Annotated in this window: 21 protein-coding genes and 2 tRNA genes; 15 read left to right on the top strand and 8 right to left on the bottom strand. The window is 62.2% G+C overall.

The genetic code is table 11. The features are described 5' to 3' along the window. On the top strand, nucleotides 1-1,515 hold the full coding sequence (locus tag IC609_RS09755; protein ID WP_191819307.1) for an NAD(P)H-hydrate dehydratase: 1,515 nt from the start codon (nucleotides 1-3) through the stop codon (nucleotides 1,513-1,515). A gap of 26 nt (nucleotides 1,516-1,541) precedes the next feature. On the opposite strand, the gene rnr is transcribed toward IC609_RS09755, so the two are convergent. Further along, nucleotides 1,542-3,788 (bottom strand): ribonuclease R, encoded by a 2,247-nt coding sequence (gene rnr, locus IC609_RS09750; RefSeq protein ID WP_191819306.1) that lies wholly within the window; start codon nucleotides 3,786-3,788, stop codon nucleotides 1,542-1,544. Between the two features lie 51 nt (nucleotides 3,789-3,839). Between rnr and IC609_RS09745 the strand changes: the two genes are divergently transcribed. Together IC609_RS09745 and IC609_RS09740 are read left to right on the top strand one after the other, a co-directional pair. Next, nucleotides 3,840-3,924: transfer RNA gene (locus tag IC609_RS09745), tRNA-Leu, on the top strand. 130 nt (nucleotides 3,925-4,054) lie between these two features. Further along, nucleotides 4,055-4,139 (top strand) — tRNA-Leu (locus IC609_RS09740). 64 nt (nucleotides 4,140-4,203) lie between these two features. Here the strand turns inward: IC609_RS09740 and rimO are convergent. The 3 genes from rimO to IC609_RS09725 all read right to left on the bottom strand — a co-directional run bounded on the left by rimO (nucleotide 4,204) and on the right by IC609_RS09725 (nucleotide 7,817). Next, nucleotides 4,204-5,595, bottom strand: a complete 1,392-nt coding sequence (gene rimO, locus IC609_RS09735; RefSeq protein WP_191819305.1) for a 30S ribosomal protein S12 methylthiotransferase RimO — start codon at nucleotides 5,593-5,595, stop codon at nucleotides 4,204-4,206. Nucleotides 5,596-5,657: 62 nt separating this feature from the next. Continuing rightward, the gene (gene phaR, locus IC609_RS09730) at nucleotides 5,658-6,224 is read right to left on the bottom strand and encodes a polyhydroxyalkanoate synthesis repressor PhaR (RefSeq protein WP_333473675.1); all 567 of its coding nucleotides are present in this window, start codon (nucleotides 6,222-6,224) and stop codon (nucleotides 5,658-5,660) included. A 153-nt stretch (nucleotides 6,225-6,377) separates the two neighbouring features. Next, the gene (locus tag IC609_RS09725; RefSeq protein WP_191819304.1) at nucleotides 6,378-7,817 is read right to left on the bottom strand and encodes a fibronectin type III domain-containing protein; all 1,440 of its coding nucleotides are present in this window, start codon (nucleotides 7,815-7,817) and stop codon (nucleotides 6,378-6,380) included. Nucleotides 7,818-7,958: 141 nt separating this feature from the next. Here IC609_RS09725 and IC609_RS09720 point away from each other — a divergent pair, with 141 nt between their 5' ends. The 9 genes from IC609_RS09720 to tolA are packed head-to-tail and all read left to right on the top strand — an operon-like array spanning nucleotide 7,959 to nucleotide 14,536. Continuing rightward, nucleotides 7,959-8,597, top strand: a complete 639-nt coding sequence (locus tag IC609_RS09720; RefSeq protein WP_191819303.1) for a riboflavin synthase — start codon at nucleotides 7,959-7,961, stop codon at nucleotides 8,595-8,597. After that, complete coding sequence (ribBA, locus tag IC609_RS09715; protein WP_191819302.1) at nucleotides 8,594-9,721, top strand: bifunctional 3,4-dihydroxy-2-butanone-4-phosphate synthase/GTP cyclohydrolase II; 1,128 nt, start codon at nucleotides 8,594-8,596, stop codon at nucleotides 9,719-9,721. The genes IC609_RS09720 and ribBA overlap by 4 nt, the downstream gene beginning before the upstream one ends. Nucleotides 9,722-9,732: 11 nt before the next feature. Then, on the top strand, nucleotides 9,733-10,239 hold the full coding sequence (gene ribH / locus IC609_RS09710; RefSeq protein ID WP_191819301.1) for a 6,7-dimethyl-8-ribityllumazine synthase: 507 nt from the start codon (nucleotides 9,733-9,735) through the stop codon (nucleotides 10,237-10,239). Then, the gene (nusB, locus tag IC609_RS09705; protein ID WP_191819300.1) at nucleotides 10,239-10,760 is read left to right on the top strand and encodes a transcription antitermination factor NusB; all 522 of its coding nucleotides are present in this window, start codon (nucleotides 10,239-10,241) and stop codon (nucleotides 10,758-10,760) included. Before ribH ends, nusB begins: the two co-directional genes overlap by 1 nt. A 23-nt stretch (nucleotides 10,761-10,783) precedes the next feature. Further along, a complete protein-coding gene (locus IC609_RS09700; protein WP_191819299.1) occupies nucleotides 10,784-11,971 on the top strand; it encodes a pyridoxal phosphate-dependent aminotransferase in 1,188 nt (395 codons plus the stop codon). Continuing rightward, nucleotides 11,968-12,402: a tol-pal system-associated acyl-CoA thioesterase gene (gene ybgC, locus IC609_RS09695; RefSeq protein ID WP_225224105.1), complete on the top strand. Its 435-nt coding sequence runs from the start codon at nucleotides 11,968-11,970 to the stop codon at nucleotides 12,400-12,402. The genes IC609_RS09700 and ybgC overlap by 4 nt, the downstream gene beginning before the upstream one ends. Continuing rightward, the gene (gene tolQ / locus IC609_RS09690) at nucleotides 12,399-13,100 is read left to right on the top strand and encodes a protein TolQ (RefSeq protein ID WP_191819298.1); all 702 of its coding nucleotides are present in this window, start codon (nucleotides 12,399-12,401) and stop codon (nucleotides 13,098-13,100) included. Before ybgC ends, tolQ begins: the two co-directional genes overlap by 4 nt. Before the next feature lie 18 nt (nucleotides 13,101-13,118). Next, a complete protein-coding gene (locus tag IC609_RS09685) occupies nucleotides 13,119-13,538 on the top strand; it encodes an ExbD/TolR family protein (RefSeq protein WP_191819297.1) in 420 nt (139 codons plus the stop codon). A gap of 14 nt (nucleotides 13,539-13,552) precedes the next feature. After that, nucleotides 13,553-14,536 (top strand): cell envelope integrity protein TolA, encoded by a 984-nt coding sequence (gene tolA / locus IC609_RS09680; protein ID WP_191819296.1) that lies wholly within the window; start codon nucleotides 13,553-13,555, stop codon nucleotides 14,534-14,536. Between the two features lie 119 nt (nucleotides 14,537-14,655). Here tolA and dnaE read toward each other — a convergent pair whose 3' ends face one another. The 4 genes from dnaE to IC609_RS09660 all read right to left on the bottom strand — a co-directional run bounded on the left by dnaE (nucleotide 14,656) and on the right by IC609_RS09660 (nucleotide 20,416). Continuing rightward, nucleotides 14,656-18,222 (bottom strand): DNA polymerase III subunit alpha, encoded by a 3,567-nt coding sequence (gene dnaE, locus IC609_RS09675; RefSeq protein ID WP_191819295.1) that lies wholly within the window; start codon nucleotides 18,220-18,222, stop codon nucleotides 14,656-14,658. Nucleotides 18,223-18,328: 106 nt separating this feature from the next. Continuing rightward, the gene (locus IC609_RS09670; RefSeq protein ID WP_191819294.1) at nucleotides 18,329-19,024 is read right to left on the bottom strand and encodes a DUF599 domain-containing protein; all 696 of its coding nucleotides are present in this window, start codon (nucleotides 19,022-19,024) and stop codon (nucleotides 18,329-18,331) included. A 118-nt stretch (nucleotides 19,025-19,142) separates the two neighbouring features. After that, the gene (locus tag IC609_RS09665; RefSeq protein WP_191819293.1) at nucleotides 19,143-19,676 is read right to left on the bottom strand and encodes a flavodoxin family protein; all 534 of its coding nucleotides are present in this window, start codon (nucleotides 19,674-19,676) and stop codon (nucleotides 19,143-19,145) included. Between the two features lie 38 nt (nucleotides 19,677-19,714). Beyond that, nucleotides 19,715-20,416: a pirin family protein gene (locus tag IC609_RS09660; protein WP_191819292.1), complete on the bottom strand. Its 702-nt coding sequence runs from the start codon at nucleotides 20,414-20,416 to the stop codon at nucleotides 19,715-19,717. A 108-nt stretch (nucleotides 20,417-20,524) separates the two neighbouring features. Between IC609_RS09660 and IC609_RS09655 the strand changes: the two genes are divergently transcribed. Genes IC609_RS09655 through gluQRS form a run of 3 tightly spaced genes read left to right on the top strand, consistent with a single transcriptional unit; the run spans nucleotide 20,525 to nucleotide 23,425 of the window. Beyond that, the gene (locus tag IC609_RS09655; protein ID WP_191819291.1) at nucleotides 20,525-21,463 is read left to right on the top strand and encodes a LysR family transcriptional regulator; all 939 of its coding nucleotides are present in this window, start codon (nucleotides 20,525-20,527) and stop codon (nucleotides 21,461-21,463) included. Nucleotides 21,464-21,472: 9 nt separating this feature from the next. Further along, nucleotides 21,473-22,519 carry an NAD(P)/FAD-dependent oxidoreductase gene (locus tag IC609_RS09650; protein ID WP_191819290.1) on the top strand — a complete coding sequence of 349 codons (1,047 nt, stop codon included), beginning with the start codon at nucleotides 21,473-21,475 and terminating at the stop codon, nucleotides 22,517-22,519. Between the two features lie 6 nt (nucleotides 22,520-22,525). Continuing rightward, the gene (gene gluQRS, locus IC609_RS09645; RefSeq protein WP_191819289.1) at nucleotides 22,526-23,425 is read left to right on the top strand and encodes a tRNA glutamyl-Q(34) synthetase GluQRS; all 900 of its coding nucleotides are present in this window, start codon (nucleotides 22,526-22,528) and stop codon (nucleotides 23,423-23,425) included. The last annotated feature ends 13 nt before the right edge of the window (nucleotides 23,426-23,438 follow it).

Below are 23,438 nucleotides of genomic sequence, written 5' to 3'. Positions count from 1 at the left end.
ATGCGACGCCTGACTCCGACAGTGTCCGAGCCCGTTGCCGTGTTGCGCAAGGCGGGTGTGCGGGCGCAGGAACGCGCATTGCAAGCGCTCAGCACACCCAGTCTGATGACACTGGCAGGCCTGTCCTCTGCACATCTGGCTCTCGCCCTGGCACCGCATGCCCGGCGCATCTGGGTGGCGGCGGGGCCCGGCAACAACGGTGGTGATGGCTTGCAAGCTGCTTGCCACCTGCACCAGTGGGGTATGCGAGTGCAAGTCAGCCTGATGGGCTCGCCTGAACAATTGCCCACTGACGCACGAGCGGCCTGGCAAAACGCCTTGAGAGCAGGCGTGCCGATTCACAGCAGCCTGCCCCATGCATGGCTGCAAGAGATGACCGACCAGGACCTGTGCATCGATGCACTGCTGGGCATTGGCAGTGACCGCCCCCCATCAGACGTGATGCAAGACTGGATTGAGCAAATGAACCAGTGCGCAGCGCCCATCCTGGCCCTGGACGTGCCTACGGGGCTGGATGCCGACTCCGGCCAGATTCTGGGCGGCAGCCCGACTCGGCGCCACGTGGTGCATGCCGACACCACCCTCACACTGCTGGCGGCCAAACCGGGCTTGTTCATGGGGCACGGGCGCGACGTGTGCGGCAACATCTGGCTGGACACACTGACCCGTGCTGGCCCAGCCAACAGCCTTGTGCCACCTGCCGATGCCTGGTTAAACACCGCCAAGCCCAACACAAAGAAGACCCATGCCAGCCACAAGGGCAGCCACGGCGATGTGGCCATCGTGGGTGGCGAACCTATGGCTTTGCACGGCATGGGCATGACCGGAGCGGCCGTTTTGGCGGCACAAGCGGCATTGCACGGTGGTGCGGGTCGGGTGATCCTGAGCCTTTTAGGTGCCCCTGCCGAAAACACCTTGGCTGCGCCAGACCTGATGCAAAGGCCATTTCACCGACTGGACTTGACGCAATTGACCGTGGTGGCAGGCTGCGGTGGCGGCCAGGCCATCGCAACGGTGCTGGGTGACATATTGCTGCACAGCGCCCGCTTGGTGCTGGACGCCGACGGCCTGAATGCGGTCGCCGCCAACCCAGACTGGCAAGCGCTGCTGCGGTCCCGAAGCGAGACCCCGGACCAACGGGCCACAGTGATCACCCCTCACCCGCTGGAAGCTGCCCGTTTGCTGGGCTCCACCGCGCAGGAGGTGCAGCAAGACCGCCTGCAGGCGGCCCAAGCACTCAGTGCACAGCTGCAATGCACCGTGATTTTGAAAGGGTCCGGCTCAGTCATCGCCAGCCCGGGTGAACCGACACGCATCAACACCAGTGGCAACGGGCGACTCGCCATCGGTGGGACGGGGGATGTGCTGGCTGGCCTCACAGGATCACGCCTGGCCCAGGGCCAGTCGGCGCATGAGGCCGCTTGCACAGCCGCCTGGCAACACGGCAACGCCGCAGACCACTGGCCCAGCAACGACGCCTTGACGGCATCCCGGCTGGCCGAGCGGCTGCATTGATGCCAAGCGCCTGTGGGCGCTGAACCTCAACGCCGCGATTTCCGGGCCGACTTGCCGCCTTTTTTGGCCACCGCTTTTTTCACCGAAGCCTTGAGCGCCTGAATGGGCGAACGCTGACGCTCGGCCGCAGCCATGCGTTTGTCAGGCCGCGCTTTGGATGGGCCGCGTGAGGGCGCATCTCCTGTCACACCTTTGTCGCGCATGGCCCGGGGCATCAAATCCTCACCGGGGCGCACCAGACGGAAGTCGATCTTGCGGCCATCCAGGTCCACACGGCTGACCTGGATCTGCACACGGGTGCCAATGGCATAGCGGATACCTGTGCGCTCGCCTCGCAACTCCTGGCGGAGTTCGTCAAAGCGGAAATACTCGCCACCCAGCTCGGTGATGTGCACCAACCCTTCGACATACAGGTTGTCCAGTGTGACAAACAAGCCAAAGCTGGTGGCCGAAGTGACCACGCCACTGTATTCCTCCCCCAGATGCTCGCGCATGTACTTGCACTTGAGCCAGGCCTCCACATCGCGGCTGGCCTCATCAGCTCGACGCTCGTTGGCGCTGCAGTGCAGGCCTGCCGCCTCCCAGGCCTGCTGCTCGGCAAACGACATCTTGACCTTGGGCAGCTTGGATGAGCGACCACCGACCACACTTGCACCCGCCTTGTTCTTTTGCAAGCGCTTGGCCAGTTTGGCATACGCTTCGCCAGGTGTCGGCAGAGACGGCAGTTCGTACTTGCGACCCTCCAGGATCGACTTGATGACGCGGTGCACCAGCAAATCAGGGTAGCGGCGAATCGGGCTGGTGAAGTGGGTGTAAGCCTCGTACGCCAAGCCAAAGTGCCCACTGTTCATCGGCGTATAAATCGCTTGCTGCATCGAGCGCAACAGCATCGTGTGGATCTGCTGCGCATCGGGTCGGTCTTTGGTCGCCTGCGCGATCTTCTGGAACTCCGAGGTGTGCGGATCGTCGCTCAAGCCCATGTTCAAACCCAGGGCCTTGAGGTAGTTACGCAGGATGTCCTTTTTCTCGGCCGTCGGGCCTTCGTGCACACGGAACAAACCCGGGTGCTGACTTTGCTGGATGAAATCGGCACTGCAGACGTTGGCCGCCAGCATGGCCTCTTCAATCAGGCGGTGCGCCTCGTTGCGCACACGCGGAACGATCTTCTCGATGCGGCCGCTGTCGTCGCAAACGATCTGGGTTTCGGTGGTCTCAAAATCCACCGCACCGCGCACTGCACGAGACGCCAACAAAGCACGGTACACGTCGTGCAGATTCAGCAGATCCTGCACGCGCTCCTTGCGGCGCAGAGCCTCAGGGCCTCGGGTGTTGGCCAAAATGGCCGCTACTTCGGTGTAAGTGAAGCGCGCATGGCTGTGCATGACCGCCGGATAGAACTGGTAGGCACGCACATCGCCCTTGGCCGTGACCAGCATGTCACAGACCATGCACAGGCGGTCCACATCGGGGTTGAGCGAGCACAAACCGTTGGACAGTTTTTCGGGCAGCATCGGGATGACCCGACGCGGAAAATACACACTGGTGGCCCGGTCGTAGGCATCGATGTCAATGCCACTGCCAGTCTGCACATAGTGGCTCACATCGGCAATCGCCACCAACAGGCGCCACCCTTTGGTGCGGCCCACCTTGGCGGGCTCGCAATACACGGCATCGTCGAAGTCGCGCGCATCTTCACCATCGATCGTGACCAGCGGCACATCGCGCAGATCGATGCGCCCCTTGCGGTCCTGCGCACGAACTTTGTCGGGCAGGCCTTTGGCCTGATCCAGGCAAGCGGGCGAAAATTCGTGGGGCACGCTGTATTTGCGCACCGCAATCTCGATCTCCATGCCGGGATCGTCAATCTCACCCAGCACTTCTTTCACACGCCCCACAGGCTGCCCATACAAGGCCGGTGGTTCCGTCAGTTCCACCACCACCACCTGCCCCGGCTTGGCCGAGCCAGTAGCGCCTTTGGGGATCAGAACATCCTGTCCATAACGCTTGTCTTCGGGTGCCACCAGCCACAGACCACCTTCTTGCAGCAGCCGACCGATGATGGGCTGCTCGGGACGCTCCACTATTTCGACCACACGCCCTTCGGGCCGTCCTTTTCGGTCAAAGCGCACGACACGCACCTTGACTCGGTCCTTGTGCAAGACCGCACGCATTTCATTGGCAGGCAGATAAACGTCCGACTCGCCATCATCGCGAATCAGAAAGCCGTGGCCATCGCGGTGGCCCTGCACGCTGCCTTCAATTTCTTCCAGCATCCCGCTGGTTGGAGTCACTTTTTTAATATACAATCCTTGGATTCCTGAAATGCCCAGGTGGCGGAATTGGTAGACGCACTAGTTTCAGGTACTAGCGCTGCGAGGCGTGGAGGTTCGAGTCCTCTCCTGGGCACCAATCTTATCCAAATAAGATGCACAAAAAGCCGATGAATCACATTCATCGGCTTTTTTGTTTGATGCGCCTGATTTCCTCATTCTCTCCTGAAAAAGCAAGTGATTGCTGTACAATCAAGACTTCCTGAGATGCCCAGATGGCGGAATTGGTAGACGCACTAGTTTCAGGTACTAGCGCTGAGAGGCGTGGAGGTTCGAGTCCTCTTCTGGGCACCAAACATACAAAAAGCCGATGTTTTCACATCGGCTTTTTTCATGGTCGGACCGCAGCCGTCCAGCCTCAAATGGGCTGCGCCACCAGATCGTGCCCCTCCACCCCCACAATGCGGGCGCGGGTGAACTCACCGACTTTGAGCGTTTTGCTGATTTTTTCTGGCGGCAGCAAACGCACCACGCCGTCGATCTCGGGCGCATCGCCATAGCTGCGCCCCACCCCGCCGCGTCGGCCCATGGCGGGTGCCGAATCCACCAGCACCTGCATGTCCAGACCCACACGCTGTTGCAGCCGGGCAATCGACACCTCTTCGGCCACCGCCATGAAGCGGGCACGGCGCTCTTCGCGCACGGCATCGGGCAGCATGCCGGGCAAATCGTTGGCAGTGGCCCCGTCCACAGGGCTGTAGGCAAAGCAACCCGCACGGTCAATTTGCGCTTCTCGCAAAAAGTCCAGCAGGTGCGCAAATTCTTCTTCGGTCTCGCCCGGGAAACCGGCAATGAAGGTGCTGCGGATCACCAGTTCGGGACACAGTTCGCGCCAGCGCTGGATACGCTCCAGATTTTTTTCGCCACTGGCTGGGCGCTTCATGCGCTTGAGCACATCGGGGTGGCTGTGCTGGAAGGGCACATCGAGGTAGGGCAACACCAGACCCTCAGCCATCAATGGGATGATGTCGTCCACGCTCGGATAAGGGTAGACGTAATGCAGACGCACCCACGCGCCGTGGGCTCGGGCCATCTCGCCCAGCGTCTGCACCAACTCCAGCATGCGGGTCTTGACCGGCTTGCCATCCCAGAAACCCGTGCGGTACTTGATGTCCACGCCATAGGCCGAGGTGTCCTGGCTGATGACCAGCAGCTCCTTGACACCGCCTTCAAACAAGGCTTTGGCCTCCTTGAGAACATCACCAATCGGGCGCGACACCAGATCGCCCCGCATGGAAGGGATGATGCAGAAGGTGCAGCGGTGGTTGCAGCCTTCACTGATCTTCAGATACGCATAGTGGCGCGGGGTAAGCTTCAGGCCGGCTTCGCCAAAACCACCCGGCACCAGATCCAGGAACGGGTCATGGGGCTTGGGCAGGTGGGTGTGCACTGCATCCATCACCTCTTGCGTGGCGTGCGGTCCGGTCACCGCCAACACACTGGGGTGCATCTCGCGGACCATGTTGCCACCGCCCTCGCTCGTCTTGGCACCCAGGCAACCGGTCACGATCACCTTCCCGTTTTCGCTCAGGGCTTCGGCGATGGTGTCCAGGCTCTCCTTGACCGCATCGTCGATGAAGCCGCAGGTGTTGACGATCACCAGGTCGGCACCGTCAAAGGTTTTGGAAGTCTGGTAACCCTCGGCGCTCAGCTGGGTCAGGATCAGTTCGGAGTCGGTCAAAGCCTTGGGACAGCCCAGGCTGACAAAGCCCACTTTGGGGGCTGCGGTGCTTGCAGAAATTTCGCTCATGTGCCGATTGTCCCAGCAAAACCCGTCCGGTCCCAATCAGAGACCACAAGGGCCCCACTGAATCAGGATTTGAGGCCCAGGACGCCCAGCATTTGCTCGGTGTTCTTTTGCATTTGCTGTTGCATTTTTTCCTGGATCTGCCCCATGACCGCCGTCGACGGGTTGAGCATGCTGGCCAGCATGTTTTGCAACATAGGGGACTGCCACTGCATGAACTGCCCCCATTTTTCCGCCGTCAGCCCTTGGCTTTGATCGCCCATGCGGGACTGCCAGTCGGTGAACATCTGCATCTGACTCTCAAGAAACGTGCCCATGTAGCCTTGCATGGCATGCCCATAAAAACGGATCAGGTTCGCCAGGACAGCCTCGCTGAACATCGGCACGCCTGCAGCCTCTTCTTCCAAGATGATTTGCAGCAAGATCGACCGAGTCAGGTCTTCACCGCTCTTGGCGTCCCGAACCACCACAGGCTCAGACGCCATGACCAGCTGCTTGATTTCAGCCAGCGTGATGTACGTTGAAGTGGTGGTGTCGTACAGGCGCCGGTTGGGGTACTTCTTGATAACCCGCGCGCTGGTGGTGTCTGCGGCTGGCCCGCTAGCGCGACGAGACGATGGGTGGGTAGACACGGAAAAGGACTCCTGGGGCCAATGAAAAAACCAAATGCTGCAATGCAACAAGCATTTTAGACATTGGCGAGCAGGCACCAAGCAAAGGAATACCCTGAGTGGAAAAGGCAAGCACATGCGCTTGCCTTGACTCATGCTTTCATCAGCTGACACTCAGCGTGAATACCAAGTGGCCCCACCCTGTCCGAAGGCAATGTAGCTGTTGCTGTATGCCAAAGCGGCGTCTTTACCGTAACGAACCACCCCATACAAGTCAGACATACCGGACGCACCCGTGCGGCGCGACCAACTGATGCTGCTGGCATCAGCGTTCAGGTTCCCCGTGTAAATGGCCCCAGCATGTCCTACTGCCACAAACTGGCCTGCAGGAGAAATCACTTTGTTGAGACGAGGAGCGCCGTCCAGTGTGGACAAAGTCCACGCCAATGTCGGGCCAGCGGTCGCAACCTTGCCATCGTCACCCACCAGTGCTATGGAATAACTCGTTGAAATGCTTGTGACCGCCGGGCTGCCGACACCGCAGTCCAGGATGGACGAGGTGTTGACCAGCACGGCCACACTGCGCCAGGCACTGGTCACGGACTCCAAACCCGTGTTCTTTGCCGTCCAAGTGATCCCGTCCACACTGGTGTAGACCGCACCACCATCACCGACCACCACCCAGAATGACGCCACCGAGGTCACAGCAGGCAAGGTCGCATTGACGGCGTTGGAAATCGCCACGGCGTTGAGGTTTTGCGTGATGTTGGTGGCCTGAGCTGTCCAGGTGACGCCATCCCCCGTTGTGAGCACCGTGCCGCCCTGCCCCACAGCCATCAATGTGGAGCCACTGGCGGCCATGGCGCTCAGATTGACCCCGCTCAAAGACGAGGTGCTGTTGATGGTGGATGCCGTCCACGTGACGCCATCTGGGCTGTACACAATGGTGCCCGATTCACCAATGGCAATGAAGCGCCCGAACAGGTAAGTGACATCGTTGAATCGACGCCCAGCCGCCGCCGTGGGCAGACTTCTGGCTGTCCATGTTTTCTGGTTGTCTGCGCTGCTGTAAATCGCTCCGTCATCGCCCACCGCCACAAACACAAAGGATGTGGTGGTCGTGGGGATGCCGTATGCCATGGCCCGGATCGCCGAGGCGCTCGGAATCGAACCCAAAGCCGACCAACTCACGCCTGCCAGCCGCGGCTTGAGGGTCACAGGCGTGGCAGCGTCACCGCCAGGCCCACCGTTGGTACGGGCATTGACCGTGAGGGAATAGGTCACATCGTTGCGCAGGCCGGTGACATTGAACGGAGGTGTCACGGCCTGCCCCGCCAGCGCCACATTCCCGTTGTATACGCCAGCACCATCGCGGGCTGTGCTGTAAGCATTGCCGCCGACGGTCGTGGCCCAGCTTTTGGAGGTGATCGTATCACCGGGCGCACAAAGCACCCAGTACTGCACGCCCGACTGGGGTGTCCAGTTCAAAGTCACCTGCGTGTCGCCATTGCTTTGCACCGTCAGATCTGAGGGCGGACCCGCCGATTGCCCTTTACCGCCACAGGCAGCAACCAGCACAGACAACAACAAAGCGCTATAACGAATCCATCTCATGGCGACGTTCTCAGTACGAAAGTCTGGATTATCAGCCAAGCCCGGAGCATTCCAAGCCAGTTGACACAGCTTTACCGCCTTCGCGGGGTTTTTTTAGGGCAAATCCCGAGGTGCGGCACATAACCTGCGAAAATAACGTCCATGTTCACCGGAATCATCACCGGCGTGGGGCGAATCGTCGCCATCCACGACCTGGGTCGCTCTTTACAACACGGCAAACGCCTCACCATCGAGGCCCCTGCCGGGTACCTGGATGACGTGGGCCTGGGCGACAGCATCGCCTTGAACGGCGCTTGCATGACCGTCACCACCTTCAGCCCCGAAAGTCGTCTGTTCACCATCGACATCTCGGCCGAGTCGCTGGACAAGACCAGTGGGCTGGACCAGCCGGGCCCGATCAACCTTGAAAAAGCCCTGCGCGCGCATGACCGTCTGGGTGGCCACATCGTGTCTGGTCATGTCGATGGCGTGGGCACCGTGAGCCGTTTCGAGCAGATCGGCGAAAGCTGGGAGCTGTGCGTGCTGGCCCCACTGGCCTTGGCCAAGTACCTCGCCTACAAAGGCTCAATCACCATCAACGGCGTAAGCCTCACCGTCAACCGGGTCACCGATCTGGCTGCAGGCTGCGAAGTCAGCATCAACCTGATCCCGCACACCGTGGACAACACCGCCCTTGGCCACCTCCAAGCCGGCAGCCCGGTCAACCTCGAAATCGACACCGTCGCCCGTTATGTTGAGCGCATGCTCAGCGCAGGCCTGATCCAGAAAGACAAAGCATGAACGCCCCCGAGAAACTGCAGCCCGTGGCGATCTCGCCCGTAGAAGAGATCGTGGCCGAGATGAAGGCGGGGCGCATCGTGATCCTGGTCGACGAAGAAGACCGCGAAAACGAAGGCGATCTGGTGCTGGCGTCTGACCACGTCACGCCCGAAGCCATCAACTTCATGGCCCGCTTTGGCCGCGGCCTGATTTGCCTGACGCTCACCCGCGAGCGCTGCGAATTCCTCAAACTGCCGCCCATGGCCGCCCGCAACGGCACCGTCTACAGCACGGCGTTTACCGTCTCCATTGAAGCCGCTGAAGGCGTGACCACCGGCATCTCGGCCGCCGACCGCGCCAAGACCGTGCAGGTGGCCGTGGCCAAGAACGCCGTGCCAACCGACCTGGTGCAACCTGGCCACATCTTCCCGCTGCAGGCAGTGGACGGCGGCGTGCTCATGCGCGCAGGCCATACCGAAGCCGGTTGTGACCTGGCGGCCATGGCTGGCTGCTCACCTTCCTCCGTGATCTGCGAGATCATGAAAGACGACGGCACCATGGCGCGCCTGCCGGACTTGCAGTTGTTTGCGGCCGAGCATGGCCTCAAGATCGGCACGATCGCCGACCTGATCCAATACCGCAGCCGCAACGAATCGCTGGTCGAGCGCATCGGCACCCGCACGCTGCAAACCGCCCACGGCGAATTCACCGCCCACGCCTTCCGCGACCAACCCAGCCAAACCGTGCACCTGGCACTGGTCAAAGGCCAATGGTCAGCCGACGCCGAAGTGCCTGTGCGTGTGCACGAGCCGCTGTCGGTGCTCGACGCGCTCGAAGTCAACCGCACCATGCACTCCTGGAGCCTGGACAACAGCTTGCAGTACCTCAACGCCCAAGGCTGTGGCGTGGCCGTGCTGCTCAACTGCGGCGAGTCGGCCGATCAGTTGTTGGCCCAATTTGAAGGCCGTGCCCGCTCGGCCCAAGCGCCCGAACGCGGCAAGATGGACCTGCGCACCTACGGTGTGGGCGCGCAAATCCTGCGTGAGTGCGGTGTGCACAAAATGAAGCTCATGGGCCAGCCCCGCCGCATGCCCAGCATGACCGGCTATGGGCTGGAGATCACCGGCTACATCCCCAAACAATAAGAAAGAAAACCATGCTCGACGCCAACAAAGGTCAGGCCCAGGAACTCAACGGTGAGTTCATGCACATCGGCATTGTGCAAGCCCGTTTCAACGAAGACATCACCAACGCGCTGGCCAAGGCCTGCATCGAAGAGCTCGAGGCCATGGGCGTGACCAGCATCGACCATGTCATGGTGCCTGGTGCCCTGGAGGTGCCCGTGGCCCTGCAAGCCATGGCCGAGCGCGCCGAATACGACGCGCTGATCGCACTGGGTTGCATCATCCGCGGCGAAACCTATCACTTCGAGCTGGTGGCCAACGAGTCGGGGGCCGGCGTGAGCCGCGTGTCGCTCGACTACAACCTGCCCATCGCCAACGCCATCCTGACCACTGAAAACCTCGAACAAGCCATCGTGCGCCAGACCGAAAAAGGCCGCGACGCAGCCCGAGTGGCGGTGGAGATGGCCTGCGTGATGGAAGACCTCTCCGCCGATCTGGCGGAGCTGGCCGACGAACTGGACAACGGGGAAACCGCGTGATGAGCGACGTTCACAGTTCTCCTGAAAACCAGCAGGCAGCGCCCCAAGCCGCAGGCACCCGAAAATCCTCGGCCAAACCTGCGCGCAGTCGCTCGCGCGAGTTTGCACTGCAAGGCCTGTACCAGTACATCGTTGGCGGCAACGAAGCGTCGGACATCGACGTCTTCACCCGCGACCTGTCGGGCTTTCACAAAGCCGACTCGGCCCATTACGACGCCTTGCTCTACGGCTGCGCTGAACAAGCGCAAGCGCTGGATGCCATGATCTTGCCCAAGCTGGACCGCAGCCTGGCCGAGATTTCACCCATCGAGCATGCCGTGATGTGGATTGGCGCCTACGAGCTGCAACACTGCCTGGACGTGCCGTGGCGTGTGGTGCTCAACGAATGCATCGAGCTGGCCAAGGACTTTGGCGGCACCGATGGCCACAAGTACGTGAATGCCGTGCTCAGCGGTCTGGCGCCCCAGCTGCGTGCGGACGAAGTGGCCGCAGACCGCGCCTCCGGCAAAGCCCGCGACTGAGCCTCCCGGTCACAGAACCACCCATGCGGATTGCCCAACGCGCCCAGCGTATCGAACCCTTTTATGTGATGGAAGTCGCCAAGGCCGCCTCGGCCCTGGCACGCGAAGTCGCCCACACCGACCGCCCAGTCATCTTCCTGAACATCGGCGAACCCGACTTCACCGCACCTGACCCCGTGCAGGCTGCAGCAACCCGCACCATCGCTCAAGGCGCCACGCAATACACCCAGGCCTTGGGCACCGACGCCCTGCGCCAGGCCATCAGCGGTTGGTACGCCAGCCGCTTCAGTGTCAATGTGCCAGCGCGCCGCATCGTCGTCACCGCAGGTGCATCGGCCGCGCTGCACCTGGCCTGCCTGGCCCTGATCGAGCACGGCGACGAAGTCCTGATGCCCGACCCCAGCTACCCCTGCAACCGGCATTTTGTGAGTGCCGCAGAAGGCACGGCTGTGCTGGTGCCCACCACAGCCGAAGAGCGCTACCAGCTGAGCGCCGCGAAGGTGCAGGCCGCCTGGGGACCCAAGACCCGTGGCGTACTGCTGGCCTCGCCATCCAATCCCACCGGCACCTCCATCGACCCGGCCGAGCTGCGTCGCATCCATGAGGTGGTGAGTTCCCATGGCGGTGTGACATTGATCGACGAAATCTACCTGGGCCTGAGCCACGACGAGGCCTACGGCCAGACGGCCCTGGCCATCAGTGACGACATCATCAGCATCAACAGCTTCAGCAAGTACTTCAACATGACCGGCTGGCGGCTGGGCTGGCTGGTGGTGCCCGACGCCTTGGTGGGCGTCATTGAACGTTTGGCGCAAAACCTGTTCATTTGCCCCAGCACGATTTCACAGCAAGCGGCGCTGGCCTGTTTTGAACCAGAAAGCCTGGCCGCCTACGAAGCGCGCCGGGCCGAATTCAAATCCCGCCGTGACTTCTTCATCCCGGCCCTCAACGCCCTGGGCCTGACGGTACCGGTCATGCCCGACGGCGCCTTTTACGCCTGGGCCGACTGCAGCGCCGCCTGCGCCAAACTGGGCCTCAAAGACAGCTGGGACTTTGCCCACGCTGCCCTGCACCATGCCCATGTGGCCATCACGCCCGGGCGCGACTTCGGCACGGCCGAGACAGCCCGCTTCGTGCGTTTTTCCACCGCCAACTCGATGGCCGAGCTGAAAACCGCCATCGAACGCCTGCAAGCCTGCTTGAACCCATGACCGAGCCCATGACCACCGAATCCACCCCCTTCGGCTTTCCGCTGCGCGTCTATTGGGAAGACACCGATGCCGGAGGCATCGTGTTCTACGCCAATTACCTCAAGTTCATGGAACGCGGCCGCACCGAGTGGCTGCGCGCCCTGGGCTTCAACCAGCAAGTGTTGCGCGAGCAGGTTGGCGGCATGTTTGTCGTCAGCGAAACCGCCGTCAAATACCACCAGCCCGCACGCCTGGACGATGCCCTGTGGGTCACAGCACGGGTGCAGGAAGCCGGTCGTGTGAGCCTGACCATTGCCCAACAGGTGCTGCTGCGTCGGCAGGGCCTGCCCGACGCCTTGCTGGCCGAAGGTACCATTCGCATCGGCTGGGTTGACAGCCAAACCTTGAAACCGGGTCGCATTCCGGCCCCTGTTCTGGAAGCTCTGAAATGAACGACATGTCCATCGTCTCGCTGTTGCTGCATGCCAGCTTTGTGGTGCAACTGGTGGTCGGCTTGCTGCTGACCATCTCGGTGACCAGCTGGGCTGCCATCGTGCGCAAGCTCGGCGCGATCAAGCGCATCAAGACCCTCAACGAAGAGTTTGAACGCGAATTCTGGTCCGGCACCAGTCTCAACGAACTCTTCAACGCCGCCAGCCAGAACGCCAAGCTGGGCGGCCCGATGGAACGCATCTTTGCCAGCGGCATGCGCGAATACCAGAAGCTGCGTGAGCGCCGCATCACCGACCCCGGCACCCTGCTCGACGGCGCACGCCGCGCCATGCGCGCGAGCTTCCAGCGCGAGATGGATGTGGCCGAATCCCAACTGGCCTTCCTCGCATCGGTGGGCTCCATCTCGCCTTATGTGGGCCTCTTTGGCACCGTCTGGGGCATCATGCACGCCTTCACCGGCCTGGCCAGCCTGCAGCAGGTGACGCTGGCCACCGTGGCCCCGGGCATTGCCGAAGCCCTGGTGGCCACCGCCATCGGTCTGTTCTCGGCCATCCCTGCCGTGCTGGGCTACAACCGCTTCTCGCACGATGTGGACCGCATCGCCATCAAGCTGGAAACCTTCATCGAAGAGTTTTCCAACATCCTGCAGCGCAGCCTCGGCTCCTCGGGCCCCAGCGGCTCAGCCTCCGGCCACTGACCCGGCGGAGCACGACAGATGCCTGCCGTTTCATCCCGAGGCCGTGGTCGCCGCACCATTGCCGAGATCAACATGGTGCCCTTCATCGACGTGATGCTGGTGCTGCTCATCATCTTCATGGTCACAGCCCCCATGATCACACCCAGTATGGTCGACCTGCCCAGCGTGGGCAAAGCCGCCAAACAACCCGACAAGGTGGTGCAGGTGGTGATCCAGAAAGACGAACGGCTGGAACTGGTCAGCGACGGCAAGACCGACAGCGCCAACCTCACGAGTGTGGCGGCCAGCGTCAAGGGCCTGGTGGGCGGCAGCGACAACACCGCCGTGGTGATCAGCGCTGACCGCACCGTGAAATACGAGACCGTGGTCAAGGTCATGGACAGCCTGCAGCGCGCAGGCATTGCCCGTGTGGGCCTGTCCGTGCAACTGGCCCCCTGAGAAGCCAGCGCGCCGTGAGCGACAGCCCGTCTACCCCGCATCTGGAGTTTGCGCCCCCCGCGCAGCCCGGGCTGCAGCGCGCCTTGGTGGTGGCTGCGGTGGCGCACCTTTTGCTGTTCATGGCGCTGGGCCTGGCCACCGCCTGGAAAACCCAGCCACAGACCGTACAGGCCGAAGCCGAACTGTGGTCCGCCACACACCAGGCCGCTGCGCCGCGGCTGATGGAGCCCGAGCCTGAGCCTGAACCCGCGCCACAGCCCACTCCGGAGCCTCCCAAGCCCGCACCTGCACCCCGTCCTGCCCCCGCGCCTGCGCCTGAGGTGGATCGCCGCGATGCCGAAATTGCGCTGAAAAAGAAAGAAGAAAAGAAAAAAGCCGCCGAAAAAGAGAAAGCGGAAAAGGCCGAGAAAGAAAAAGCCGACAAGGAAAAGGCTGAGAAAAAACGCAAGGAACGGGAAAAAGAGAAGGCCGAACAGGAAAAAGCCGACAAGAAGGCCAAAGAACAAAAAGCCAAAGAAGACAAAGCCCGCGAAGAAAAAGAGCGCGAGAAGAAAAAGCAGGCCGAAGCCGACAAACGCAAGAAAGACGACGCCCGCAAAGAGGCTGAAGCCAAGGCTGACGCAGCGCACGCGGAAGCCCTGCGCAAGGAAAACCTCAAACGCATGCAAGGCCTGGCCGGAGCCTCGGGCGGCGAAAACGCCACGGGCACCGCGCTCAAGTCATCTGGGCCATCGGCCAGCTATGCCGGCCGTCTGGTGGGCCGCATCAAGCCCAACATCTCCTACCCGGGCGATGTGGTGGGCAACCCGCGCGCCGAGGTCGAAGTCAAGGTCAGTCCGGACGGCACCATCCTCAGCCGCCGCATCGTGCAATCGAGCGGTAACAAAGCCTGGGACGATGCCGTGCTGCGCGCGATCGACAAGACCGAAGTCTTCCCCAAAGACACCGATGGCCGCGTGCCCTCGGTGATCGTGCTGGGGTTCAGGCCGCTGGACTGACCTGCCGCGAGCGAGACTTCGCTTTCATTTCAAGGAGTGAGCACTGTTGTTGTGGGAGCGACGCCCTCGACCCGACAGTGCCTTTGCGAACCACAAACCCAAGCGAGGGAGCACGGATCCTACATGGACACCGTGCGCACGGCCAAGATGTTCTGTCCCTCGTCGTAGACGATCTGCGCCTGCCCCTGATCGGCCTGCGCCATCCAGCTGGCCAGTGCCGCGTCCGACGGGAAGAACTTGGCCTGCTCGCCCAACGCCAACTCGGCGCGGGCCGCCACGGTCTCGCTGCGCCGTTCCAGCGCCAGGCGCACGGGCAAGCCCTTGATCAGCACACCGTGTTCGGACTCCTCGCGTTGAGCGGGAAACTCCTTGATCAAGCGCGCGATGTCTGGGGCACGGCCGTTCACGGCCACACGCAAATACTTGCCATAGCGACAACGGGCCTGCCCGAGGTCCATGATCTGCTCAACCTTGAGCCGAAAGCCACCCGAGAAACGGTCTGCCTGCATTTTGGCCATGACGATGATCAGCTCATCGTCCTTCAGCGTGTTGCGCGAGGCATTGATCAGGTTTTCGTCAGCGGTGGCTTCCATCACGCCCGATTTGTCGTCGAGCTTGAAGATCGCCACCTTGCCGCGCTGGCCATTGATGATGCGCAGGTCGCTCACAATGCCCGCCAGCAGTTGTGGCTCGCGGCTGTCGATCAGGTCGTCGATCTTGCGGCGGGCAAACTGGCGCACCTCGCGCTCGACCGCATCGAATAAGTGGCCTGACAGGTAAAAACCCACCGCCGTCTTTTCCAGAGTCAGGCGTTCCTTGATGCCCCAGGGCAACACATCGGCCAAGTCAGGTTCCTGCGTGCTGGAGCCGTGCGAGTCGTCGCCCAGCATGTCAAACAGCCCGCCCTGGTTGGCGTTGGCCGCTGTCGCATTGGCAAATTCAAAAGCCTTGTCGATGCTGGCCGAGAGCGCCGCGCGGTTCATGTGCAGCGAGTCAAAGGCCCCAGCCTTGATGAGGGCGTCCACCGTGCGCTTGTTGATGCGGGTGCGGTCCACCCGCACGGCAAAGTCGAACAAGCTGGTGAACGGGCCACCTTCTTCACGCGCGGCCACGATGGCCTCGATCGCCTGCTGACCTGTGCCCTTGATGGCGCCCAGGCCGTAGCGGATGACCTTGTCAGTGACCGGCTCAAAGCGGTGCGTGCCCCGGTTCACGTCCGGCGGATCGAAGGTGATGCCGAACTTGAGGGCGTCTTCGTAGAGCACCTTGAGTTTGTCGGTGTCGTCCATTTCCACCGTCATGTTGGCGCAGAAGAACTCGGCGGTGTAGTGCACCTTGAGCCAGCCCGTGTGGTACGCCAGCAGCGAGTAGGCAGCGGCGTGCGACTTGTTGAAGCCGTAGCCCGCGAACTTCTCCATCAGGTCAAAGACTTCGTCGGCCTTGTCCTGCGTGATGCCATGGGTGGCCAAAGCGCCCGCACGGAACTTCTCGCGGTGCTCGGCCATTTCTTCGGCCTTCTTCTTGCCCATGGCGCGGCGCAGCAAGTCGGCACCACCGAGCGAGTAGCCGCCCAGGATCTGCGCCGTCTGCATCACCTGCTCCTGGTAAACCATGATGCCGTAGGTCTCAGACAGCATCTCGGCCACGGCAGGATGCGGGTACTCCACCTCTTCACGCCCGTGCTTGCGCGCCACAAAGCTGGGAATGAGGTCCATGGGACCCGGGCGGTACAAGGCGTTGAGTGCGATCAGGTCTTCCAGGCGGCTGGGCCGGGCGTCGCGCAACATGCCCTGCATGCCACGACTTTCAAACTGGAACACGGCCTCGGTCTTGCCGTCCGAAAACAGCTTGTAGGTCGCCGCATCGTTGAGCGGGATGTTTTCAAAGGCGAAGTTTTCCTGGCCCTTGTGCCGCTTCATGATGAACTCGCGGGCGATTTCCAGAATGGTCAGCGTGGCCAGCCCCAAAAAGTCGAATTTGACCAGGCCTGCGGCCTCCACATCGTCCTTGTCGTACTGGCTCACCGCAGATTCGCTGCCGGGCTGCTGGTAGAGCGGGCAAAAGTCGGTCAGCTTGCCCGGCGCGATCAGCACGCCGCCCGCGTGCATGCCGACGTTACGGGTCATGCCTTCGAGTTTTTGCGCCAGCTCGATCAGGGTCTTCACATCCTCTTCGCGCTCGATGCGCTCGGCCAAGATGGGCTCCATGGCAATCGCATAGTTGTTCTTGTCGCCCTCTTTGGGCGTGGCGGGCGGGTACTGCAACGTGACCGACATACCCGGCTTGTTGGGGATGAGCTTGCTGATGCCATCGCAAAAGGTGTAGCTCATGTCGAGCACACGGCCCACATCGCGGATGGCCGCACGCGCGGCCATGGTGCCGAAGGTGGCGATCTGCGAGACGGCATCACGGCCGTATTTGTCCTTCACATAGTCGATCACCCGGTCCCGGTTGCCCTGACAGAAGTCGATGTCGAAGTCGGGCATGGACACCCGCTCGGGATTCAAAAAGCGCTCGAACAGCAGGTTGTATTGCAGTGGGTCGAGGTCGGTGATTTTGAGCGCATAAGCCACGAGCGAGCCCGCTCCGGAACCCCGTCCTGGGCCGACCGGGCAACCATTGTTCTTGGCCCATTGGATGAAGTCACCCACGATCAGGAAGTAACCAGGAAAACCCATCTTCAGGATGGTGTTCAGCTCAAACTCCAGCCGATCCACGTAGCGCTGACGCTCGGCCTCGCGTTTGGCTTCGTCGGGGTACAGATGGATCAGGCGCTCCTTGAGGCCTTCGTGCGAGACATGGCGGAAATAGTCGTCCACCGACATGACCACACCATTCACGGGCGGGATCGGAAAATTGGGCAACTGCGGCTTGCCCAGCACCAGGCTCAGGTTGCAGCGCTTGGCGATTTCCAGTGTGTTGGCGATGGCACTGGGCACATCGGCAAACAGCGCACACATCTCCTCGGACGACTTGAAATACTGCTCACGGGTGAAGCGGCGCACACGTCGCGTGTTGGCCAGGATCTCGCCTTCGGAGATGCAAACCCGCGCTTCATGCGCTTCGTAGTCGTCGGGCGTCAAAAACTGCACCGGGTGGGTCGCCACCACAGGCAAGCCCAGGCGTGCAGCCAACTCGACAGCACCAATCACCTGGGGCTCATCCTCGGGGCGGCCAGCACGTTGCAGCTCCAGGTAAAAACGGTGCGGAAAAATCGAGCCCAGTTGCAGCGCCACATCGGCGGCCTTGTCGCGGTCGCCCTGCACCAGCGCCTGGCCCACAGGCCCGGCCTGAGCGCCCGACAGCAAGATCAAACCCTCCGAGAGCTCCTTGAGCCAGACCAGACGGATCACGGCCACAGCCTTGACCACGCCCTGGGTCCAGCCCCGGGCCAGCAATTCACACAGGTTCAGGTAACCCTTGTGGTTTTGCACCAGCAGGCTGACTTTGGTGTTGGCAGTTGGATCGCCCCCCAGGCCTTCAAGGTAGATTTCAGCGCCAAGAATGGGCTTGACGCCTTTGCCACGGCCTTCCTTGTAGAACTTGACACCGCCAAACAGGTTGTTCAGGTCGGTGAGCGCCAGCGCAGGCTGTTGGTCCTTGGCAGCCGCCTTGACCACCTCGTCGATGCGGCAAGTCGAGTCAACGATGGAGAATTCGGAATGGAGGCGCAGGTGGACAAACATAGACCTTCATTGTAGGTGCGGGCCTGCCGGTTTGAGCCTGCCGCCAAAGGTGATTTTCCCCTCTTGACGGCCCCCAAAAACGGGCTGCAAACGAAGTGCTTCAGGATCAGTCGCGCAGCACGTCCAGCACCTCGGAGCGGAACTCCCTGCCGTACAAAATCACCACCACCAAGGCAGTGGCGACCACCAGCGCCAGCGGCGAAAAAAACCAGGCCATGGCCGCAAACGAAAAGTAATAAGCCCTGAGGCCATCGTTGAAGGTCTCGGCCGCAGCCCCCACCAGCCGCCCTGCCCGCGCAGCCATGGCTTGGCGGTCATGCTGACCCGCCTCGAACGCCTTGGGCGGCGGCATGGCCCCAATCACCAGCGCCACAAAGGTGTACTGGCGCATCGACCAGGAGAAGCGGAAAAAAGCGTAAACGAAGATGCCCACCAGCACCAGGATCTTGAACTCGAACACCAAAATCGGCGTGGGCTCTGCAAAGGGGATTTCTCGCACCAATTCGGCCGCCTTGTCGGTGGTGCCCAGCAAGGCGAACAAGCCGCCAATGATGATGATGGTGGTGGACGAGAAGAACGACGGCGTGTGTGACAGGTTTTGCGTGATCAGACCATCGAGCATGCGCGGGTCGCGCGATGTGGTTTGCAGCATCCACTTCTGGCGGTACATATTGGTGGTGGCGATCAGGCTCTGGTCACGCAAGCCCCGCACCTTGGCCAACCAGGCGTAACCCACCCACAGGCTGAAAAACAGCAACAGGGCCAACCAGTCGGCCCACGGCAGCATCGAGATGATTTTCATGCCGTGATCCTAGCAAGAGCCGCACCCATGAAGTGCCTGATCCATGAAAAAAGCCAGAACCTTTCGGTTCTGGCTTTCGCAAGGTCAGTCCGGAGGACTCACCAAGCAAGCCTGCAGCTCAGCCGCGCAGCTTGGCCGCCACGGCCGCCACGCGCTCGCCGTAGGCTTTGGCGGTGTCCAGGTCACCCTGGGGGATGTCTTCTGCAGGGCTGGTCGGACCGACTTGCGCCATCACGCCGGAGTTGGAGCCGATGCGGTTGATGGTGCCGTCGTTCATCGCGGGCTGACCCACCCAGACCATGCCTTGCTGCATGGCCAAGGTGATGAAGTACTGGATGGTCGACAGCTTGTCGCCGCTGGGGCTGGCCGAGATGGTGAAGCCGCCTGCGACCTTGTCTTTCCAGGCGCTGGTGAACCAGCGCTTGGAGGTGGCGTCTGCAAACTTCTTGAACTGCCAGGAAGCCATGCCCATGTAGGTGGGCGAGCCGAAAATGATGGCGTCAGCAGCGTCCAGCGCGGCCCAGTCAGCCTCTGTGATGTTGCCATCGGCGTCGATGGTGATGGTCTGGGCATTGGCGCCCTGGGCCACGAATTGGGCCACGCGCTGGGTGTGGCCGTAGCCGGAATGGAAAACAACAACAGTTTTAGCCATGAGAAATACTCCTTGAAAAAAGACAGTGGGTGAAAAAATCAGGCGGCCAGATCAAACACCAGGACTTCCGCGTCCTGGCCTGCGCTCAGGGCCAATGAGGATTCCGCTTGCAGCAGCGCCGCATCGCCAGCGCTCAGCAGCTGGCCATTGACCTGCAAGCTGCCGCGCACCAGGAACACATAGGCCTTGCGGGCCGGGTCCAAGGGCAGCTGGGCCGCTTCGGCGCCATCAAACAAGCCGGCGTACATGCGCGCATCGGCGTGGATCTTGACCGTGTGTTCGGCCGGCTCGGGCGCGGCCACCAGCGCCAGCTGACCGCGTTTGACGCTCTCGGGCACGGTTTTTTGTTCATACCCCGGATCAATGCCCGTCACATTGGGCTCGATCCAGATCTGCAAAAAGTGCGTTTGCTCACCCTTGGCATGGTTGAACTCGCTGTGGCGCACGCCAGAGCCTGCGCTCATGCGCTGCACATCACCGGGCGGAATGCCTTTGACGTTGCCTATGCTGTCCTGGTGGGCCAAGTTGCCCGACAGCACATAGCTGATGATTTCCATGTCGCGGTGGCCGTGGGTGCCAAAGCCGGTGCCCGGTGCAATGCGGTCTTCGTTGATGACCCGCAGGTTGCCCCAGCCCATGTGGGCCGGGTCAAAGTAATTGGCAAAGGAAAAGCTGTGGAACGATTTGAGCCAGCCGTGGTCGGCGTAGCCGCGTTCGGACGATTTGCGCAGTGTCAGCATGTCGGCTCCTTGGAATGCATGGCTTGAACTGTAAGCAAACGCCCCATGCGTGCGGTGCAATCCATTTGCTGGCATCATTCAATTTAATTGAATATTCAAAGCCTCATCATGCAAACCCCACGCGATTGGCTGACTCCAGATGCCCTGACGATGCTGCAAACCATCGAGCAAACCGGCAGCTTTGCAGGAGCCGCCAGGCAACTGGGTCTGGTGCCCAGCGCCCTGACCTACCGGGTACGCCAGCTCGAAGACGCGCTGGACGTCCTGCTGTTTGACCGCACTTCTCGCCAAGCGCGCCCCACGGCCGCAGGCCAAGCCCTTTTGCGCGAAGCCAAACGCCTGCTGGACGACATGGATGCCGTGGCCAACCGGGTGCGCCGCGTGGCCACCGGCTGGGAGGCGGTTTTCACCATCGCGGTGGACAGCCTGATCGCGCGGCCCGTGGTGATGGACCTGTGCGCGGCCTTTCTCGAACTCAAAGCCCCGACCCGTCTGCGGCTACGCTACGAGACCCTGTCCGGCACCCTCACGGCACTGACCTCTGGCCAGGCCGATCTGGCACTGGGCGTGGTGCTGGAGCCGGGCACAGGTGCCGACATCCAGCACCAGGTGCTGGGCAGCATCGACTTTGTGTACGCCGTCGCCGCACATCACCCCCTGGCACAAGCCCCCGAACCGCTGACGAACGCCCTGCTGCAACAACACCGCGCCGTGGCCGTGGCCGACTCGGTCAGCCGGGGCGATGGCCTGACCATCGGTCTGGTGGGTGGGCAAGATGTCTTCACCGTCCCCGACATGGCCAGCAAACTCGAAGCCCAGCTGCGGGGACTTGGGGGCGGATTTTTGCCCGTCTCGCTGGCCAAGCCCTACATCGACAGCGGTTTGCTGGTGCCACGCCAGGTACAAAAGCCACGTGTATCGACGGCCCACATGGCCTGGCGCGACAGCAAAGACTCCCCTGCCGGACAGGCGCTGCGCTGGTGGCTGTCGCAACTGGAGCGCCCCACCACACGTGACGCATTGCTCGGGCCCGTGCATCACGTGTAGAGTAGGGACATGAACACACAACACATCGCCATCATCGGCGTCGGCATGGCCGGCGTGGTTTGCGCACGCACATTGCGCCAAGCCGGACACAACGTCACCCTGTTCGAAAAGAGCCGGGGCCTGGGCGGCCGCATGGCCACGCGCTCCAGCGCCTTCGGCAGCTTTGACCACGGCACGCAGTACTTCACGGTGCGTGACCCGCGCTTTGAACTGGCCCTGGGCACTGTGCCCGGCGTGTGCAAGCCCTGGAGCGCCAACGCGGTGCGCGTGCTCGATCCGATGGGCCGTGTGATCGAAGCCGGCCTGCCCGGCGGCGAGCGCCACTGGGTGGCCACCCCCGGCATGAATGGCCTGGTCAAGGCCTGGGCCGCTCCGCTGGTGGAAGACGGCAATGTGCAACTTCAAACACGCGTCACCAAGATCAGTGCCGACCCGCTGCACAAAAACGGCTGGCAGCTGCACACCGAGGGTGACGGCGGTAGCCAGCATGTGTATGGCGGCTTCGACAAGGTCATCCTGGCCATTCCACCGGCCCAAGCCAGCGAGCTGCTCAAGGCCTCCGGCCAGTCGGCGCTGGCCGCGCCGCTCAAAGATGTGCGCGTGGACCCTTGCTGGACCTTGATGGTCGCCTACCCGCAAGCGGTGCAACCGGGCCTGATCACCATTGGCCCCCAATGGAACGCAGCCCGCAGCACCCACCACCGCATCGCCTGGATGGCCCGCGAATCGTCCAAGCCCGGGCGCGAACGCATCGAACGCTGGACCGTGCAGGCCAGCGCCCCCTGGTCGGCCGAGCACATCAACGACAGCGCAGACCGCATCACCGGCAAGCTGCTCAAGGCCTTTGCCGAAATCACCGGCATCCGCGCCACACCGGCCCATGTCGAAGCGCACCGCTGGCTGTATGCCAAAACCGCGCAACCGCTCGGTCAGAGCCATTTGTGGTTCAAGGCAGAGGGCATCGGCCTGTGCGGCGACTGGTGCCTGGGCCACCGCGCCGAAGACGCTTTTGTCTCTGGTCTAGAGCTGGCCCTCTCGGTGCTGAGCAAACGCTGATCCTGCATGGGCTTGAGGTATGTGGGCCGGTTTGCGCCCTCTCCCACAGGCCTGCTGCACGCAGGCTCGCTCGTGGCAGCCCTGGCCAGCTGGCTCGACGCCCGGGCGCACGGCGGCTCATGGCGAGTGCGCATGGAAGACGTGGACACGCCCCGCTGCATACCGGGCGCTGCACAAACCATCTTTGAACAACTCGCCACCTGCGGCTTGGTGCCTTACGGCGCCGTCCTCTGGCAAAGCCAGCGTGAGGCGACGTACCAGGCTGCACTCGACCAACTGATCGCCAAGGGCTGGGCCTACCCCTGCGGCTGCTCGCGCAAGGACATCGAGGCCGCTCAGACCCAAGCCGTGGCGCGGCACCATGCGGCCGTCTACCCTGGCACCTGCCGCCCTGGCCTGAACGGCAAACCGGCCCGCGCCTGGCGGCTGAATGTGCAAGCCGTGCAACAGGCCCTGGGCTTGCCTGCCATCACGGAATGGACCGACCGCCGTTTGGGCTCGCAACAGCAAAACGTGAACGAAGAAGTCGGCGACTTTGTGCTGCGCCGGGCCGATGGCCTGTGGGCTTACCAGCTGGCCGTGGTGGTGGACGATGGTGCGCAAGGCATCACCCATGTGGTGCGCGGCGAAGACCTGACCGACAACACCGCCCGACAGATCGTGCTCCAACAAGCGCTGGGCCTGCCCACCCCCAGCTACCTGCACACCCCCCTGGTGCTGGGCACCAACGGCGAAAAACTGAGCAAGCAAAACGGGGCGCAAGCGCTCGACTTGCACCAGCCACTGGCCGCACTGAATGCTGCCGCCCAGGCGCTGCGTTTGCCTGCGGCTGCGCCGGATGCCACTGTCCCCCAAGCCTTGGCCCAGTGGGTCCAGGATTGGGCAGCCCTCTGGCAACAGCCCTGATCGCCCCCGGGCC

The organism is Limnohabitans radicicola (assembly GCF_014837235.1).
GTDB lineage: Bacteria > Pseudomonadota > Gammaproteobacteria > Burkholderiales > Burkholderiaceae_C > Limnohabitans_A > Limnohabitans_A radicicola.
Note: the sequence above shows the minus strand (reverse complement) of the source record. Positions and strands in the feature narration are given on the sequence as shown.

Coding starts and splice junctions, on each gene's coding strand:
- IC609_RS09755 (WP_191819307.1), top strand. CDS start 1: ATGCGACGCCTGACTCCGACAGTGTCCGAGCCCGTTGCCGTGTTGCGC.
- rnr (WP_191819306.1), bottom strand. CDS start 3,788: ATGCTGGAAGAAATTGAAGGCAGCGTGCAGGGCCACCGCGATGGCCAC.
- rimO (WP_191819305.1), bottom strand. CDS start 5,595: ATGAGCGAAATTTCTGCAAGCACCGCAGCCCCCAAAGTGGGCTTTGTC.
- IC609_RS09725 (WP_191819304.1), bottom strand. CDS start 7,817: ATGAGATGGATTCGTTATAGCGCTTTGTTGTTGTCTGTGCTGGTTGCT.
- IC609_RS09720 (WP_191819303.1), top strand. CDS start 7,959: ATGTTCACCGGAATCATCACCGGCGTGGGGCGAATCGTCGCCATCCAC.
- ribBA (WP_191819302.1), top strand. CDS start 8,594: ATGAACGCCCCCGAGAAACTGCAGCCCGTGGCGATCTCGCCCGTAGAA.
- ribH (WP_191819301.1), top strand. CDS start 9,733: ATGCTCGACGCCAACAAAGGTCAGGCCCAGGAACTCAACGGTGAGTTC.
- nusB (WP_191819300.1), top strand. CDS start 10,239: ATGAGCGACGTTCACAGTTCTCCTGAAAACCAGCAGGCAGCGCCCCAA.
- IC609_RS09700 (WP_191819299.1), top strand. CDS start 10,784: ATGCGGATTGCCCAACGCGCCCAGCGTATCGAACCCTTTTATGTGATG.
- ybgC (WP_225224105.1), top strand. CDS start 11,968: ATGACCGAGCCCATGACCACCGAATCCACCCCCTTCGGCTTTCCGCTG.
- tolQ (WP_191819298.1), top strand. CDS start 12,399: ATGAACGACATGTCCATCGTCTCGCTGTTGCTGCATGCCAGCTTTGTG.
- IC609_RS09685 (WP_191819297.1), top strand. CDS start 13,119: ATGCCTGCCGTTTCATCCCGAGGCCGTGGTCGCCGCACCATTGCCGAG.
- dnaE (WP_191819295.1), bottom strand. CDS start 18,222: ATGTTTGTCCACCTGCGCCTCCATTCCGAATTCTCCATCGTTGACTCG.
- IC609_RS09670 (WP_191819294.1), bottom strand. CDS start 19,024: ATGAAAATCATCTCGATGCTGCCGTGGGCCGACTGGTTGGCCCTGTTG.
- IC609_RS09665 (WP_191819293.1), bottom strand. CDS start 19,676: ATGGCTAAAACTGTTGTTGTTTTCCATTCCGGCTACGGCCACACCCAG.
- IC609_RS09660 (WP_191819292.1), bottom strand. CDS start 20,416: ATGCTGACACTGCGCAAATCGTCCGAACGCGGCTACGCCGACCACGGC.
- IC609_RS09655 (WP_191819291.1), top strand. CDS start 20,525: ATGCAAACCCCACGCGATTGGCTGACTCCAGATGCCCTGACGATGCTG.
- IC609_RS09650 (WP_191819290.1), top strand. CDS start 21,473: ATGAACACACAACACATCGCCATCATCGGCGTCGGCATGGCCGGCGTG.
- gluQRS (WP_191819289.1), top strand. CDS start 22,526: ATGGGCTTGAGGTATGTGGGCCGGTTTGCGCCCTCTCCCACAGGCCTG.